Annotated in this window: 20 protein-coding genes; 7 read left to right on the top strand and 13 right to left on the bottom strand. The window is 70.8% G+C overall.

Annotated features, from left to right (window positions below):
* Positions 1 to 223: 223 nt before the first annotated feature.
* On the top strand, positions 224 to 2,962 hold the full coding sequence (locus tag OG990_RS04750) for a cation-translocating P-type ATPase (RefSeq protein WP_406079135.1): 2,739 nt from the start codon (positions 224 to 226) through the stop codon (positions 2,960 to 2,962).
* 2 nt (positions 2,963 to 2,964) lie between these two features.
* Here OG990_RS04750 and OG990_RS04745 read toward each other — a convergent pair whose 3' ends face one another.
* From OG990_RS04745 to OG990_RS04735, 3 genes are all read right to left on the bottom strand, one after another.
* Complete coding sequence (locus tag OG990_RS04745; protein ID WP_406079134.1) at positions 2,965 to 3,246, bottom strand: hypothetical protein; 282 nt, start codon at positions 3,244 to 3,246, stop codon at positions 2,965 to 2,967.
* Between the two features lie 287 nt (positions 3,247 to 3,533).
* Complete coding sequence (locus tag OG990_RS04740) at positions 3,534 to 3,788, bottom strand: glutaredoxin family protein (protein WP_406079133.1); 255 nt, start codon at positions 3,786 to 3,788, stop codon at positions 3,534 to 3,536.
* Positions 3,785 to 4,459 (bottom strand): class I SAM-dependent methyltransferase, encoded by a 675-nt coding sequence (locus tag OG990_RS04735; protein WP_406079132.1) that lies wholly within the window; start codon positions 4,457 to 4,459, stop codon positions 3,785 to 3,787. The genes OG990_RS04740 and OG990_RS04735 overlap by 4 nt, the downstream gene beginning before the upstream one ends.
* Before the next feature lie 15 nt (positions 4,460 to 4,474).
* On the opposite strand from OG990_RS04735, the gene OG990_RS04730 reads away from it, so the two are divergent.
* Positions 4,475 to 4,606, top strand: coding sequence for a hypothetical protein (locus OG990_RS04730; protein WP_406079131.1), 132 nt, complete (start codon positions 4,475 to 4,477; stop codon positions 4,604 to 4,606).
* A gap of 17 nt (positions 4,607 to 4,623) precedes the next feature.
* Here the strand turns inward: OG990_RS04730 and OG990_RS04725 are convergent, their stop codons facing one another.
* The 6 genes from OG990_RS04725 to OG990_RS04700 form a co-directional block, all read right to left on the bottom strand.
* Complete coding sequence (locus tag OG990_RS04725; RefSeq protein ID WP_406079130.1) at positions 4,624 to 5,367, bottom strand: helix-turn-helix domain-containing protein; 744 nt, start codon at positions 5,365 to 5,367, stop codon at positions 4,624 to 4,626.
* Between the two features lie 26 nt (positions 5,368 to 5,393).
* On the bottom strand, positions 5,394 to 5,519 hold the full coding sequence (locus OG990_RS04720) for a hypothetical protein (RefSeq protein WP_406079129.1): 126 nt from the start codon (positions 5,517 to 5,519) through the stop codon (positions 5,394 to 5,396).
* Between the two features lie 31 nt (positions 5,520 to 5,550).
* On the bottom strand, positions 5,551 to 6,264 hold the full coding sequence (locus tag OG990_RS04715) for a cation transporter (RefSeq protein ID WP_406079128.1): 714 nt from the start codon (positions 6,262 to 6,264) through the stop codon (positions 5,551 to 5,553).
* The gene (locus tag OG990_RS04710) at positions 6,264 to 6,557 is read right to left on the bottom strand and encodes an ArsR/SmtB family transcription factor (RefSeq protein ID WP_406081658.1); all 294 of its coding nucleotides are present in this window, start codon (positions 6,555 to 6,557) and stop codon (positions 6,264 to 6,266) included. Before OG990_RS04710 ends, OG990_RS04715 begins: the two co-directional genes overlap by 1 nt.
* A 199-nt stretch (positions 6,558 to 6,756) precedes the next feature.
* Complete coding sequence (locus OG990_RS04705) at positions 6,757 to 8,004, bottom strand: MFS transporter (protein ID WP_406079127.1); 1,248 nt, start codon at positions 8,002 to 8,004, stop codon at positions 6,757 to 6,759.
* Positions 8,001 to 9,350 (bottom strand): rhodanese-like domain-containing protein, encoded by a 1,350-nt coding sequence (locus OG990_RS04700; protein WP_406081657.1) that lies wholly within the window; start codon positions 9,348 to 9,350, stop codon positions 8,001 to 8,003. Before OG990_RS04700 ends, OG990_RS04705 begins: the two co-directional genes overlap by 4 nt.
* Positions 9,351 to 9,431: 81 nt before the next feature.
* On the opposite strand from OG990_RS04700, the gene OG990_RS04695 reads away from it, so the two are divergent.
* Positions 9,432 to 10,094 carry an ArsR/SmtB family transcription factor gene (locus OG990_RS04695; protein ID WP_406079125.1) on the top strand — a complete coding sequence of 221 codons (663 nt, stop codon included), beginning with the start codon at positions 9,432 to 9,434 and terminating at the stop codon, positions 10,092 to 10,094.
* Positions 10,091 to 10,375, top strand: coding sequence for a sulfurtransferase TusA family protein (locus OG990_RS04690; RefSeq protein WP_406079124.1), 285 nt, complete (start codon positions 10,091 to 10,093; stop codon positions 10,373 to 10,375). The genes OG990_RS04695 and OG990_RS04690 overlap by 4 nt, the downstream gene beginning before the upstream one ends.
* A 155-nt stretch (positions 10,376 to 10,530) precedes the next feature.
* Here the strand turns inward: OG990_RS04690 and OG990_RS04685 are convergent, their stop codons facing one another.
* The 4 genes from OG990_RS04685 to OG990_RS04670 all read right to left on the bottom strand — a co-directional run bounded on the left by OG990_RS04685 (position 10,531) and on the right by OG990_RS04670 (position 13,572).
* Positions 10,531 to 11,559: a chromate transporter gene (locus OG990_RS04685; protein ID WP_406079123.1), complete on the bottom strand. Its 1,029-nt coding sequence runs from the start codon at positions 11,557 to 11,559 to the stop codon at positions 10,531 to 10,533.
* A gap of 25 nt (positions 11,560 to 11,584) precedes the next feature.
* Positions 11,585 to 12,202, bottom strand: coding sequence for a hypothetical protein (locus OG990_RS04680; protein ID WP_406079122.1), 618 nt, complete (start codon positions 12,200 to 12,202; stop codon positions 11,585 to 11,587).
* Positions 12,199 to 12,417, bottom strand: a complete 219-nt coding sequence (locus OG990_RS04675) for an SHOCT domain-containing protein (RefSeq protein ID WP_406079121.1) — start codon at positions 12,415 to 12,417, stop codon at positions 12,199 to 12,201. Before OG990_RS04675 ends, OG990_RS04680 begins: the two co-directional genes overlap by 4 nt.
* A gap of 657 nt (positions 12,418 to 13,074) precedes the next feature.
* Positions 13,075 to 13,572 carry a hypothetical protein gene (locus OG990_RS04670; RefSeq protein WP_406079119.1) on the bottom strand — a complete coding sequence of 166 codons (498 nt, stop codon included), beginning with the start codon at positions 13,570 to 13,572 and terminating at the stop codon, positions 13,075 to 13,077.
* Positions 13,573 to 13,663: 91 nt separating this feature from the next.
* Between OG990_RS04670 and OG990_RS04665 the strand changes: the two genes are divergently transcribed.
* The 3 genes from OG990_RS04665 to OG990_RS04655 all read left to right on the top strand — a co-directional run bounded on the left by OG990_RS04665 (position 13,664) and on the right by OG990_RS04655 (position 15,227).
* The gene (locus tag OG990_RS04665) at positions 13,664 to 14,014 is read left to right on the top strand and encodes an SHOCT domain-containing protein (protein WP_406079118.1); all 351 of its coding nucleotides are present in this window, start codon (positions 13,664 to 13,666) and stop codon (positions 14,012 to 14,014) included.
* A gap of 429 nt (positions 14,015 to 14,443) precedes the next feature.
* Positions 14,444 to 14,695, top strand: coding sequence for a hypothetical protein (locus tag OG990_RS04660; RefSeq protein WP_406079117.1), 252 nt, complete (start codon positions 14,444 to 14,446; stop codon positions 14,693 to 14,695).
* Entirely contained in the window at positions 14,682 to 15,227 is a 546-nt protein-coding gene (locus tag OG990_RS04655) for a transposase family protein (protein WP_406079116.1), read from the top strand. The genes OG990_RS04660 and OG990_RS04655 overlap by 14 nt, the downstream gene beginning before the upstream one ends.
* The last annotated feature ends 25 nt before the right edge of the window (positions 15,228 to 15,252 follow it).

Genomic DNA, 15,252 nt, shown 5'->3' with positions numbered 1-15,252 from the left:
CCGGGACCAGGCAGGCTCGCTGGCTGCCACCGCCGATAATCCGCTGGTCAGCCACTTCCCTTTCACTTCGGCCCCTAACCGCGACACCCACGTCTCAACGGCCCGCCCGGGATACGGACAACGAGCGATAACGCCGCCCCAAGGAGGTCGACCGTCGCTGCCACCGGCGAGGCCGGAGACCGAAACGCCCGCCCGTGGTCGGGTGGTACGGCAGCCTGAAACCATGGCACGGCAATCACCTCGGGATGCGCGTGGCAGTGCGCTGCCTGCCGGGCACGACCCCCGACAGCCGGTCGAACAACACCTCCACGACTTGAAGACAAGCCTCGATGGCCTCTCGACGGCGCAGGCGCACCAGCGCCTGGCAGAGTACGGGCCGAACGAGCTACGCCGGCAAGGCGGGACCCGCTGGTGGCGAGACCTCGTCCGGCAACTGATCCACCCGCTCGCCCTGCTGCTGTGGCTCGCCGCCGCCCTGGCCTGGATCGCCGGCACACCCGTACTGGCAGCGGCGATCGTGGCCGTCATCCTCATCAACGCCGTGTTCGCCTTCGCCCAGGAACGCCACGCCGAACACGCCGTCGAGGCATTGAACAAATACCTACCCCAGCAGGCCAGTGTCCTGCGCGACCAGCGGCGGCAGCAGATCGACGCTCGACAGCTTGTGCCCGGCGACATCCTGGTCATCGCCGAGGGCGACAGGATCTCCGCCGACGCCCGGCTCCTGGACGGCTCGGTCGAGGCTGACATGTCCGCCTTGACCGGCGAGTCGCAACCCGTCTACCGCACCGCCGGCGACACCGACACCCGCGAACCACTGATCCAGGCGTCCAACCTCGCATTCAGCGGCACAGTCTGCCTCGGCGGAGACGCCCGGGCCCTCGTCTACGCCACGGGCATGCACACCGAACTAGGGCATATCGCCGCGTTGTCCCAGCGCGCCGGCCGCGAAGAAAGCCCGCTAGAGAAACAGATCAAGCGCGTCGCCCGGCTCATCGCGGCGGTCGCCGGAATCGCCGGTGCGATCTTCTTTCCCATCGGGGTGTGGGCGGCCGGAATGCCCATCTCCGACGCGTTCAGCTTCGCGATCGGACTCCTCGTCGCCAACGTCCCCGAAGGCCTGCTCCCCACCATCACCCTCGCGCTCGCCATCGGGGTGCGCGGACTCGCCCGACGCGGAGCCGTCATCAAACGGCTCAGCGCGGTGGAAACCCTCGGAGCCACCGCCGTCATCTGCACCGACAAAACGGGAACGATCACCGAGAACAAGATGCGGGTCGTGACGGCATGGTCAGCCGGACGCCTCATCCCGGAGGCTGACCTGACCAGCCCACACCAGCCCGCCGCCGTCCGGGACCTCGCGCGGACCGTGGTGCTCTGCAGCAACGCACAACTGGAACCCGGGCCGGGCGCGGAGGCGAGCGGAGACCCGACGGAAATAGCCCTGATGCGGTTCGCCAAGGGCGCCGGTGTCGACACGTCACCAGATCAACGCCCCCGATGCCGGCGCGGCGAGTTCCATTTCGACCCCAAGCTGCGGCTCATGTCCACCGTCGATACCGACGAACAGGGCTTGTGGATACACACCAAGGGCGCCCCCGAAGAAGTCATCGCCCACTCCACCACGATCGTCGAGGCCGACGGCGCAGAGCATCCCCTCGACGACAACACCCGGCAGCAGCTGACAGAGGCCGTCACGGCGCAGGCCGCGAAGGGCACGCGGATCATCGCGGCAGGCCGCCGCCGCGTCCCGGAAGTCCCCGCCACCCGCGACGAAGTCGAACGCGACCTCTGCCTCCTCGGCTGGGTCGCCATGCTTGACCCGCCTCGTCCCGAGGTCGCCAACGCGGTGGCCCGCTGCCACACCGCCGGTATCCGCATCATCATGATCACCGGCGATCACGGACTCACCGCCGCCGCCATCGCCACCCAGGTCGGCATCACACAGCCCAACCCAACAGTCGTCAACGGCGACCGCGTCGACGCCATGCCCGACGACGAACTGACCCAACTCCTCGTCCGGACCCCGGATCTCGTCTTCGCCCGTACCTCACCCGAGGCCAAACTTCGCATCGCCAAAGCCCTGCAAGACACCGGCCACGTCGTGGCCATGACCGGCGACGGCGTCAACGACGCCCCCGCCCTGCGACGCGCCGACATCGGCGTGGCCATGGGACGCACCGGCACGGACGTCACCCGCGAAGCCGCCACCCTAATCCTCACCGACGACAACTTCGCCACCATCGTCGCCGCCGTCCAATCAGGCAGACAGGTCTACGACAACGTCCGCAAATTCATCCTCTACATCTTCGCCCACGCCACACCCGAGGTCGTACCGTTCCTCATCTTCGCCCTCTCTGGCGGAACCGTCCCCCTACCACTGACCGTCATGCAGATCCTCGCCATCGACCTCGGCACCGAAACCCTCCCGGCGCTGGCACTCGGCCGCGAAACCCCCGAGCCCGGACTCATGAAACGACCACCCCGCAAACACGGCAGCACCATCATCGACAGACACATGCTGATCAGAGCCTGGGGCTACCTCGGCATCATCTCCGCCATCCTCGTCATGGCCGGCTTCTTCCTCACCCTCTACCGAGCAGGCTGGCAACCCGGCGACCCCACCGGCCCCGGAACCCCCCTACACCACACCTACCAACAGGCCACCACCATGACCTTCCTCGGCATCGTCGCCTGCCAGATCGGCACTGCCCTCGCCGCCCGCACCGACCGCGCCTCACTCCGCTCCGTCGGCCTCCTTACCAACCGACTCCTGCTGTGGGGAATCGCGTTCGAACTCGCCTTCGCCGCCGCCATCATCACCGTGCCGCCGCTACAGGCGATCTTCGGCACCGCCCCGCCCGACCCCCTCATGCTTGCCATCCTGATCGCCTTTCCGATACTCGTATGGGCACCGGACGAGCTACGGCGAGCATTACTACGCCACACCCGAAGACGCTGAAGTCAGCTCGTTGTGGTCCGCACCAGGATCAGCGCCTCACCGTCGTCGGCCGGTTCGGTGATGGTGAACGTGAAGAACGAGCAGCACCCCGTCTCCCGGGCGGTCAGGTCACGGACCGCCGCCGCCGTCAGGCCGGCCTCGCCGATCAGCGTCATGCGGGCGTGCGTCGCGGTGAGGGTCTCGACCCGGCGCACGGCGGTGGCAAACAGCTCGTCGAACTCGGCCAGCCGCAGCGGCTGCTCGACGGTCGGCAGCGTGCAGGCATCAGGGACCACGAACGACATCACAGGCTCCTTGAGCAGGCGGTGCAGCGCCCCATCGGGCGCTGTCTCTCGACGGTAAGCCTGTACCTGGGTACCGGATGCAAGTCCCGCGGCGAGGATTTCGGCCGGTACACGCTGCGCCGATCGTGTCGCAGCTGGCGGAGCTGGCCCGGCGTCCTGTCGGCTTGCCACGCACGTGGAGGATGTGGCGCCGGAAGGGACGGTGCCTCGGATGGCGGCGATGCAGGGAAGGGCGTCGGCTCCGTGCCAGGGGCGGTGTTGTTCGGTTCGGTGGTGGTCGTGAAGGGTCAGTTGCGGGCGAGCTGGTCCACCACCGCCGCACTGGGGTTGACCAGCCATTGTCCGGCGACGTGGACGGTGGGGACGGTTTCGTTGCCGTCGGCGACCGCGCGGACGGCGGCGGCAGTGTCGGGGTCGGCCCAGATGTTGATTTCGGCGAACGTGATGTCGCGCCGGCGGAGCCCACGACGCAGCAGGAAGCAGTACGGGCAGCCGGGCCGGGTATAGACGGTGACCGGTGCGTGCGGTCGCGCGGTGCTCACGGTTTCGCCGCTTCCACCGGCGCGGTGGCCGTACCGCGGATGTGCGGGGCCGCGGGACTGCTCGGTCCGGTGGCCGGGAACGTGAACCGGCACAGCTCGTCGACGACGAACCCGGCGGCGGTGATGGCGGCAGCGGTGTCGCGGCTGGTGTGGCAGCCGGCGAGCAGCAGCGGCCAGAGGGTGGCGTCAGCGGCGCGTTGGACGCGGCGCAGCAGCCCGGGGTGTTCGGCGGCGACGTGTTCGAAGAACCGCAGGTGCCCGCCCGGGCGCAGGACCCGGCGGATCTCTGCCAGGGCGGCGGTCTGGTCCGGGACGGTGCACAGCACGAGGGCGGTGACTGCGGCGTCGTACTCGCCGTCGCCGCCGGGTAGCGCTTCGGCGACGCCGTCGAGGACCCGGACCGGTACCGGGGCGCTCGCGGCAGCCGCGAGTGCGGCGGCGCGTAGCCGCGGTTCGGGCTCCACGGCGACGACCTCGGTGACCGTGGGTGGGTAGTGGGCGAACATGCGGCCGTTGCCCGCGCCGACCTCGATCACCCGGCCGGCCAAGCCGGCGACGAGGGCCCGGCGGTGTTCGGCGCCGCCGGCCCGGTCCATGGTGACGCTGAGCCGCTGGTAGACGCGGGCGAAGATCGGGTGCGACACCCGCGGTGTGGGCTGTTGCGGCGACATCAGTGATCCCTTCAGGTGGGTGGTGCGGCGGCGTCGGCGCGGCTGCTCGCCGATCTGTCGTTGCGTGATGTGGAGCGGTTCACCACGACGCTGGAGCTGCTAATGGACCGGTTCGCGACCGGCGGAACGCCCGGCGCGGAGGGTTGAGGGTGGTGGCACGGCGGTCACCTTGAACGGTGCGGCGATGCGGGTGCGGTGGCTCGGTTGAGCAGCGCGGCGAGCATGGCGGTGACGGTCGCGTCGTCGGCTGCCGGATCTGCCGCGCCGGCGGTGGGCGGTGCGGGGTCGAAGTGGCGGTGCACGGCCCACAGGGTGACGAGTTCCACGATGGTACGAGCGAGCAGTGTCGCCGGGCCGGGCAGGGCGATCGCGCCGGTGTCGGCGCGGCGGGTGAGGTACTCGACGAGCGCGTCGACGTGGGCGCGGCGGCCGGTGCCGAACCAGATCTCGGCGAGGTCGGGCAGTTCGGGGGCGCACCGGTCGACGAGTTTGATCGCTACCCGGTGCCGGGCGAGCCGCTGGTAGAGGTCCGTGACGATCCCACCCAGCTCGTCGGGATCGGTGTCGGCAGTGCCGTGCGCCGGTTCGGCGAGGGCACCGTGCAGGCGCAGGTCGGCGATCTCGGCGCCGAGCCGCCCCGCGACCAGTGCGGCGACTTCGGCGTCGGCCGGTGCGGGCACCGGCAGGTCGGTCACGGCGGGCAGGGGCTCGTGACCGTCGGCGTAGCGGACGGCGGCGGCGAACAGGGCCGCCTTGTTCTGCGCGTACCCGTAGAGGGTGCCTTTGGCCAGGCCCAGCGCGTCCGCGACGTCCTGGACCTGCGTGCGACGGTAGCCGTGGGCGATGAACACCCGCGCAGCAGCGTCAACGACGACGGCGAACCGGTCGGCAGGGATCGAGCGAGCCACATCTCCACAATAACCGACCGACCGGGTCAGTCAATAGGCGGTCTGGGGGTGCAGGTCGGGTCGGCGAACAGCCGAGCCAAGGGTTTGCCCACGAGGCCGGTGCGGACCTCGAAACGATGCAGGACCTGCTCGGCCGCCAGGATCGTGACCATGATCCGCAGCAGTGGACGGCGAGGGCTGCGGTCACCGGGGTGGTTCCTGGATGCAGCACCCGTCGGCGCAGCCGTCCGTCGCCGCTGCACCGGTGGCCAGCGCGGCGGTCGGGGCGCAGCAGGCGTCGCCGCGCCAGGCCTCGCGGCCTTCCTTGAGCGCCACGGCGGCGATGACCAGCGCGGCGACCGGGTCGGCCCACCACCACCCGAATAGTGCGTTGACCGCCAGGCCGAGCAGCACTGCGGACAGGTAGGTGCACAGCAGGGTCTGCCTGGAGTCGGCCACCGCCGAGGCCGAGCCCAGTTCACGGCCGGTGCGGCGTTGCAGCGCGGACAGCGCCGGCATCACCGCGAGCGATACGGCGGCCAGCACCAGACCGATCGTCGAATGATCGGCGCGCTCCGCGCCGAGCAGTGCCCGCACCGACTCCACCGTCACGTACGCTGCCAGGGCGAAGAACGACACAGCGATGATGCGCAGCGCGGTGCGTTCGCGCTTCTCGTGGTCGGTGCCGGAGAACTGCCACGCCACGGCGGCGGCCGAGGACACCTCGATGACCGAGTCCAGGCCGAAGCCGATCAGCGCGGTGGAGGACGCCAGGGTGTCGGCGGTGATCGCGACGACGGCCTCGACGGTGTTGTAGGCGATCGTGGCGGCGACGAGCAGCCGCACCCGACGGGCGAGGGTCGCCCGTCGCTGCGGCGAGGGTCCGACCGGCGTGACCGGCAGCAGCGGGAGGTTCATCAGCAGCAGTCCTTGTCCGCGACATCGGGACATGCGGCCGGGTCCACGGCCAGGACCAGGCCGAGCAGGTCGCCCAGGGCGTGCGCCAGCCGGGCGTCGGCCAGCTCGTACCGGGTACGCCGGCCTTCGGGTGCGGCGACGACCAGGCCGCAGCCGCGCAGGCAGGCGAGGTGGTTGGACAGGTTCTGCCTGCTCGTGCCGAGCAGCTCAGCGAGGTCGGCCGGATACCCGGGCCCTTCGCGCAGCGCGAGCAGCAGCCGGGCCCGCAGCGGATCGGACAGGGCATGGCTAATGTATTCAGCCTATGATGTATCGATGTCTCTCGCGCTGGCGAGGGTGTGTGCATGGTGCCGGTGGTCCGTGGTGACCGATGTGCCGGGGCGGTGCAGCGCGTTGTCGGGGTCATGCCGTGGTTCGGCGGTGCGCCACCGGATGATCAGCGGATGATGGCCCGGGCGAGTATTCCGGCGAGCAGGGAGAGACTGCGGACTGTCAGGCCCGGCGGTGTGTCTCGTACATGCGCCCCCACGCGAGCAGGCCGGACGCGGCGGTGAGGGCGGCGACGACCCAGGTCGCGGCGCGGATCCCGGCGAGGTCGGCGACGATGCCGGCGAGCAGGGCTCCGACGGCGAAGCCGCCGTCGCGCCAGAGCCGGTAGACGCCGACGGCGCGGGCCCGCCATGCGGGGTGGGCGACGTCGCTGATGGCGGCGAGCAGGGTGGGGTAGACCATCGCGGTGCCGGCGCCGAGCAGCACCGCGGCGACAGCCCAGGCGGTGAAGCCGTCGGCGAGGGCGATGACGGCCAGGGCGACCGCCTGCAGCAGCATCCCGGTGACGATGAACGGTTTGCGTCCGTAGCGGTCCGAGGCCGGGCCGGTGGCGAGCTGCCCGAGGCCCCACACGGCCGGGTACAGGGCGGCGAGGGCGCCGATCTCGGTCAGCGACAGTCCGGCGGTGGCGAACAGGATCGGGAACAGGCCCCAGGCCAGGCCGTCGTTGAGGTTGTTCACCATGCCGGCCTGGCTCGCCGAGGACAGGGCGGGTTCCCGCCAGCTGGCCAACGCGAACACCTGCCGGGTCGACAGGCCCGCATGGTGCTCGCCGATGGTGTGGATGGCGGCTTCGTGGCGGGCGTGGCCGCGGGTCTCTCGCACGAAGACCGCGGACAGGCCGAGGCCGAGGGCGATGTAGGCGGCGGTGAGCAGGAACGGCGTCGGTCGCAGCCCGTTGGCGGCGGCGAGGGCTCCGGTGGCCATCGCCGTGGCGGCGACGGCGACGTACCCGGCGGCCTCGTTGAGGCCCATCGCCAGGCCACGCCGGCCCGGCCCGGCGAGGTCGATCTTCATGATGACGGTGGTGGACCAGGCCAGGCCCTGGTTGACCCCGAGCAGCACGTTCGCCGCGACGATCCACCCCCAGCTGGGTGCCCAGATCAGCATGGCCGGGATCGGAATGGCGACCAGCCAGCCTGCCAGCAGGACTGGTTTACGGCCGTAGCGGTCCGACAGGGTGCCCGCGAAGAAGTTGGTGACGGCCTTGGTCGCGCCGAACGCGAGGATGTAGGTCAGTGCCGCGGTGTAGGCGGTGAGGTGGAACTCCTGCTCGGCCAGCAGCGGCAGCACGGTGCGTTCGGAGCCCAGCACGCCGCCGACGAGGGCGTTGACGACCACGAGCAGGGTGAACTGGGCGGCGTTGGCGGCGAGTCCGAGCCGCAGCGTACCGGTCATGGTGGTGCTCATGATCCCTCCTGCAGGCGGCGGCCGGTGGCGGTGGCCCAGTCCTCGGCTCCGCCGACCAGCACGGCCAGGTCGTGGCGGCCGGTGCGCTCAAGCAGCGTGGCCGCGGTCATCGCGCGTTCGCCGTGCCCGCACATCACCACCACTGGCCCGTGCGGTGCGGCGTGCGCGGTGGCGGGTAGGTCGCCGAGTTCGAGGTGGACGGCGTGGGGCAGGTGCCCGGCGGTGTATTCACCGGCCTGACGGATGTCGAGCACCGGGGCGTCGACCTGGTCCGGGCGGACCAGGCGGGTGGTGGTGACCTCGCCGGTCCAGGCGGCCATCCCGCCGGTGAGCTCGCCGACCAGGTGGTCGACGCCGATGTTCAGCGCCGGCCACAGGATGTCGGCCGGGTCCTGGTCGCCGTTGCGCACGATCATCACGGGGGTGCCCGGGTCGACGAGCCAGCCGAGCCAGGTCGCGAACTGCGCCCGCAGCGGGATCGCGATCGCGCCGGGGATGTGCCCGGCGGCGACGTCGGGCACCGGGCGCACGTCCACGACCACCGCGCCGTCGGCGAGGAACCGCCGGACCTCGGCGGCCGACAGGCCGGGCAGGTGCGGCAGGCCGTTGACGACGGCGGGGCCGCGCCGGTTGGCTTCGGCCAGCCACCGGAAGTACGCCGGGTACGAGCCCAGCGACGCCACGAGCCGGTCGACGAACGCGTCGGCGTCCGGGGCGGCCAGCAGCGGGTTGCCGGCCTTCTCGGCGCCGATCGTGCTGGTGCGCGCCGCGCCGGGCGGAGCGGAGCAGAACGACCCGGCACCGTGCGTCGGCCACACGCCGGTGGCGTCCGGCAGCGCGGCGAGACGGTGCAGCGACGCGTACTGCGCCCGGGCCAGCTCGACGGTGCGGTCCTCGCCGAGCAGGTCGGTGCGGGCCGCGGAGCCGACGATCAGCGACCCGCCGGTGAACACCCCCACCGGTGTGGGGCCGTCGAGCAGCAGGAACGTCAGGTGCTCGTCCGTGTGCCCCGGCGTGGCCAGGGCGCGCAGGGTGAGCCCGCCGAGGTCCACCTCGTCGCCGTCGGTCAGGCCGCGATGCTCGAACGCCCGCATCCCGGCGGCCGAGGCCAGGATCTGCGCGCCGTCGGTCGCGGCGAGCTGTACCGCCCCGGACAGGAAGTCGGCGTGCAGGTGCGTGTCCGCCGCCCACGCCACCGTCAGCCGCCGCTTGCCGGCCGCGGCGCGCAACGCCCGCAGGTCCCGAGGCGGGTCCACCGCCAAGGCCCGGCCGTCACCGACGTCGAGCAGGTAGGCGCTGTTGCCCAAACCCTCGTCCACCAGCGGGACCAGCCGCTCTCGCTCCATCTGCACCACAACCCTCCGACCCGGGACGCGTTCCCCGCCCAACTCCTACTACAATATTCCACAGAATATTGGAGGAGTGTCATGGGTGATGCGGTCGCCAAGGCCGAGCTGTTCGACTCCCTCGCCCGCGTCGGCAAGGCCCTCGGTAGCGGCACGCGCCTGGAGCTGCTCGACCTGCTCGCCCAGCGTGAGCGCAGCGTCGAGGCTCTGGCCCGAGCTGCCGGCGTCGGGATCACGACCTGCTCCGCGCACCTGCAAACCCTGCGGCAGGCGGGACTGGTCGCGACCCGCCGCGACGGGACCAAGATCCACTACAGGCTCGCCGGTGCGGACGTGGCCGCCCTGTACGCGCTGCTGCGCGACGTCGCCGGCACACACTCGGCGCAGGCCGCCGCCGCCCGTGACAGCTACCTCGGCGCCGATGACACCGAGGCCGTCGACCGCGACGAACTGCAGCGGCGACTCGCCACCGGGCAGGTGATCGCCGTGGACGTGCGCCCCGCCGAGGAGTACACCGCCGGCCACATCCCCGGGGCGCTGTCCATCCCCCTGGAACAGCTCACCGACCGGCTCTCCGAACTCCCCGACGACGTCGAGGTCGTGGCCTACTGCCGCGGGGCGTACTGCGTACTCGCCCACGACGCCGTCCGGCTCCTCGCCGCCCGCGGCCGTCGCGCCGCTCGCCTGGTCGACGGCATGCTCGAATGGCGCCTGGCCAACCTGCCCGTCGACGCCGCCACGTGAACACCCCGGTCGTGCTCGACGGCGGCGACCGCCGCTGCGTGCAGCTGCTCCTCGAGCTGCGGCGCCTGACCCTGCAGGTACCGGCCGGCACCGTCGTGCATCTGATCGCCACGGACCCCGCCGCACCGTTGGACCTGCCCGCCTGGTGCCACCTCACCGGGCACACCTACCTGGGTCCGCTGCCCGCGACCACCCGACCGACCTACGCGATCCAGGTCACCGCCGACGCCGCCGCAACCGACCCGGACCGTCCATGGCGGCCGGCGCCAACCGCGCCATGAGCACGTCCAACGTGGCGAGGACCTGCAGCATCTGAGTGGCCGGCAGCCCGGCGAACAGCGCCATCAGCCGGCGTCGTGGTCCGACCGCTAGCTGCCGGGTGACCTGCGGGGCGGCTTGCTGGGACCTCGTCGTTTCGGCTACCCCGGCTGGTTGGTCAGTGTGGGAGCGGTCCGCCGGCCAGGGCGATGATGACGCCGATGGTGCCGGCGCCGAGCAGGGTCGGTCGGCGTAGCGGTAGCAGCAGGATCGCCGCGCCGGCGAGCACGGCGTACTGCCATGGTCGGGTCAACGCGGTGGCGAGGATGATCGCGGAGCCGAGGATCGCGCCGATCGCGGCAGGTCCAGCGCCGTCGAGGAACGCCCGGACCCGCTGGTTGGTGCGGAGACGGTCGAAACGGTGCGCGCCGAGCGCGATGAACGCGAACGACGGCGTGAACGCCACCGCGGAGGCGAGCAGGCCACCGCCGATGCCGGCGGCGGCGTAGCCGACCACGGCGACGGTCTGTACGACCGGGCCGGGGGTGATCTGGCCGAGCGCGACGGCGTTGAGGAACTGGGCGTTGCTCATCCAGTGGTAGTGGTTAACGGCGTCGGCCTGCATCAGCGGGATGATCACGAAGCCGCCCCCGTAGGACAGGGCACCGACTTTCAGGGCGACCCACGCGATCGAGAGCAGCACACCGCCACCGAACCCGCCAGCGGCCAACAGCGGCAGCGAGAATCTGGGGGCGGTGTCGGGCTCGTTGCGTCCGACCCGCTCGGCGACGGTCTCGATCAGGCCGCAGGCGAGCAGGACCAGCACGAGCCAGGGGCCGACGGTGGCCGCGGCCGCGATACCAGCGGCCAGGTACAGCGACCAGCGCAGCCCGTTGCTGGCCTGCGGGGCGCGCCGCCAGCTCGCGGGGATGAGGCTGGACCCGGCCTGCACGGCGACCGCCGCGACGGCCGCACCCGCACCGGCGCCGGCGCCTTTGACCCACAGCGGTGGGGTGCCGGCCAGGAACAGGACGGCCAGGGCGAGGATGAGGATCAGGCCGGGGACGATGAACGCCGCCCCGCCGACGAGGGCGCCGACCCGGCCGCGGACCCGCCAGGCGCAGAAGATCGCCAGCTGGGTGGACACCGGGCCGGGCAGCAGGTTGCACGCGGCGACCGCGTCCTCGAACTCGGTGTCGTCGAGCAAAGCCGGCGTTCGACGCACAGCTGTTTCAGTCGGGGTGTTCCTGCATCCGCAGGAAGCGTCCGTGCCAGCTGTGGTACCAGACCGCGCCCGAGGTGGCGTGCACGGACAGCATGCTGACGACCTGATCCCCGCGCATGGTGTGCAGGGTGTAGTAGCCGGGGAACGCTTCGGCCTGGTCGGCGTGCTCGCCGGGGCGGTTGTCGCGGAGCCACTGGTCGGCGATGCTCCGGGCCTGATCCAGCCCGACCGTCGCGGTGCGGTCGCCGCGGGCCGGGTGCATGCCGTACGCGGTGTTCCACATCATCGCTGGCCCGAGCTCGATCTGGACCGCGCCGCTTTGCGGGTCGATGAGGACCTCGGTGGCGCCGTTGCCGGCCGGGTCGACCAGTTCGGCGTAGAAGCCGTTGTCGAACTGCATCACCTCACCGACGTGCAGCCCCCACCGCTCGGCGAACCGCCCGGCGGCGCGGTCGGCATCGACCATATTCCGCACCGGCCCCTCACCGCGCAGCCCGGGCCCCATCGTCCCGGCCGTCGGCCGCCAGGCGGCGCTGCCTGCGGTCCAGACGACGGAAGCGACCAGGGCGGCGGTCGCAGCGACCAGCACCGAGAGGGGCATCCACTTGCGCCCCAGCCAGGTCATGACGAGCCCGGTTCCCGCCCGGCCAGGTGGGCCCGGGCCTGCCTATATGCCTCGACGTCGATCTCGCCGCTGGCGAACCGGCGGTCGAGAATCTCCTGCGGCGTCTCCCGACCCTGCCGACCACGCTCGCCGTCGTCGGGACGCCGGACAAGCCTGATGACGGCCCAGACGATCACGGCGATGAGCACCACCCACAACAGCGGCATCAGCATCATCCAAGCCCAACCCGGCCCATATCCCCACATCATCGTGCCACCTCCGACGGGTACGCCTTGCCTCCATGGTCACTCACCGGACGGCGTGCTGTCAGGGGCATTGGTCTCGTTCCGGGGGTCCTCTGGCAGCCGCGGCAGCGGCAGCGGCACCAGGCCACGGTGTACGGGCCGACCCGCCCCGAGCCTTGGCTACCGACCGCGCCGAGCCGTCCGAGAGCTGATGAGAACCGCGAAACTGGCCAGCATGCGTGTGCCGTGCCAGAACTGTTCGCACAAGGTGTGAGCTGGCCTTTCGTGGCTGTCGAGCAGGATGCCTGCAGGGTTGTTCGGCTGCTGTACCTGACCGCGATTCGGATATTCAGCTGGTTGCCGCAGATCACGCTCGGCGAGTCCGCGATGGCCGCCGAGCTGTTGGTGCTGCGCCATGAGGTCGCCGTGCTTCGGCGCCAAGTCGGTAGACCGCGCCTGTCATGGCCGGACCGGGCGGTGCTGTCCGCGCTGGTCCGTGCCGTACCACGCGAGCTGTGGAAGCATCGGATCGTCACCCCGGCCACGCTGCTGGCCTGGCACCGACGTCTCGTCAGCCGGCACTGGACCTATCCGAACCGGCCGGGCCGGCCACGGATCAGCGACGAGGTACGTGACCTCGTCGTGCGCCTAGCCCGGGAAAATCCTGGGTGGGGGCACCGCCGCATCCAGGGGGAACTGGTCGGCCTGGGCCACCGCGTCGGCGCCGGTACTATCCGCCGCATCCTCGCCGCCGGCAGGATCGACCCAGCGCCACGTGAGGTCGACACCAACTGGCGCGCCTTCCTGCGCACGCAGGCATCCGGACTGCTCGCCACCGACTTCTTCCACCTCGACACCATCACCCTGCGCAGACTGTACGTCCTGTTCGTGATAGAGATCGCGACCAGACGCGTACACATCCTCGGCGTCACCGAATACCAGACAGCTGCGTGGACTAACCAGCAGGCTCGCAACCTGGTCATGGACCTCGGCGACCGGATCACCGCGTTTCGGTTCCTGATCCGCGACCGCGACGCCAAGTTCGCCGGAAGCTTCGACGCCGTGTTCGCCGCCGAGGGGGTTGAAGTGGTCAGGACTCCACCGAGGACGCCTCGGGCGAACTGCTACGCGGAACGGTTCGTCCACAGCGTGCGGGCCGAATGCACAGACCGGGTGCTAAACCGCGCAACCCGCTTGAAGCGACGGATCGTGGCGCAGCGCTACTACAGTTTCCTCCGTGAACGACGACACGATGCACCTGACCTACCAAGGCCCGCCCGCCCAAGTGGGTGCGCTCGCGCAGATGCTGCGCGCGGAGGGTCTGCAGGTCGACTACCAGCCGCCAATGGAATACAAGGATCTCTCCGTCGCGCAGACGGTCGTCGACCTCGCGGTGCAGGGCGCGCCCTACCTGGTTGCCGCCGTCGTCGGCCGCTTCACGGCCCGGTTCGGCGGCACGAAGATCGGCGGACTCCCGGAGCCGGGCGTTCCCGAACGTCTCAAGAAGCTCGAAGAGCTCCAAGCGCAGGGTGTGATCACGGCCGAAGAGTACGCCGAACAGCGCAAGCGGATCCTCGACGAACTCTGACACGGCGCCGGCGAGCGCCGACTCGATGCCGCGGAATCACGGGTGCCCGCAGCCGGCCCCGACCACAGCCGTCTACATTCGATAGCCGACCTTGACGTGCCAAGCGAGGATTCGCGTGGGCGGTCGGCCGCCTATCGCCCTCGCTGGTGCAGACACCGTCAAACCCAGGGCCGCCGCTGCGAACCACCACCACCGCCGCTGCCCGATCCGACGACCCTGACCGGCCGCAGTCCGTCAACTCAGATGACCACGCGTTCGTCCGTCAGAGAGACTTTCGCGACCTCGACCAGATGGTCCAGTGCCATGCCCCAGCCCTCGACGAAGCCATGTCCTCGTGCGACTTCCTCGACGAGGCGCGGCGTGCATCGCCATGGCGGTGTACTTCGTGCCGCTGCGATCCACCAATCCAGCCGCGGCCACCCCCGCGCCGTGAGCAACCTCGCGATTCAAGCGCTGATCACCGCGTTCGCCGACGGCAAGGCCATCGCCGGCGAGTCCTCCACCCGCGCCGCCATCAGCGAAGTCACGGCCGATAAACCGAACCGGCACCGCGAGCACCACGACCACCAGCACGTCACCGTGATGACCAACGGCCACATGGGGGTCTGTAAGAAGAACGGCTCTGGCGCAGAAACGGTGGTGGGTCCGTCCTCAGTAGCCTGTCGTGATGTGGAAGGCTGACGCCGGTGTGACTTGCAACCTGATCAAGGCCTTGTTCCCTCAGCTGTCTTCGCTGGTCATCGACGAGGTGGTGGAGCAGGGGCTGGTCCTGCGGGTGCGCGCCCGGACACCGGGGACGGTGGTGGCGTGCCCGCAGTGCGGTCAGCCGACCGAGCGGGTGCACGCCTATCACCAGCGCCGGCTGGCTGACCTGCCCGTCGGCGGTCGAGCCGTTATCATCGACTTGCAAGTCCGGCGGCTGCGCTGCCCGAATACGTCCTGTCCACGGCGCACGTTCCGGGAACAGGTTCCCGCGCTGACGTGTCGGTGGGCGAGGCGGACCTGCCAGTTGGGCGGGTTGATCGGTGACCTGGCGGTGGTCGTGGCCGGTCGTGCCGGAGCAGCCGTGCTGGCCCGGCTGGGTATTCGGATCTCGCGGTCCACGGTGCTGCGGGTCTTGATGGCCATGCCCACCCCGGCGGGGCCGGCGCCAGCGGTGCTGAGCGTGGATGACTTCGCGCTGCGACGTGGCCGACGGTATGGACCTTGCTGATCGACGCGGTCACCCACCGCCGCGT

The sequence above is a fragment of the Micromonospora sp. NBC_00858 genome (assembly GCF_045207365.1).
Lineage (GTDB): Bacteria > Actinomycetota > Actinomycetes > Mycobacteriales > Micromonosporaceae > Micromonospora.
Note: the sequence above shows the minus strand (reverse complement) of the source record. Positions and strands in the feature narration are given on the sequence as shown.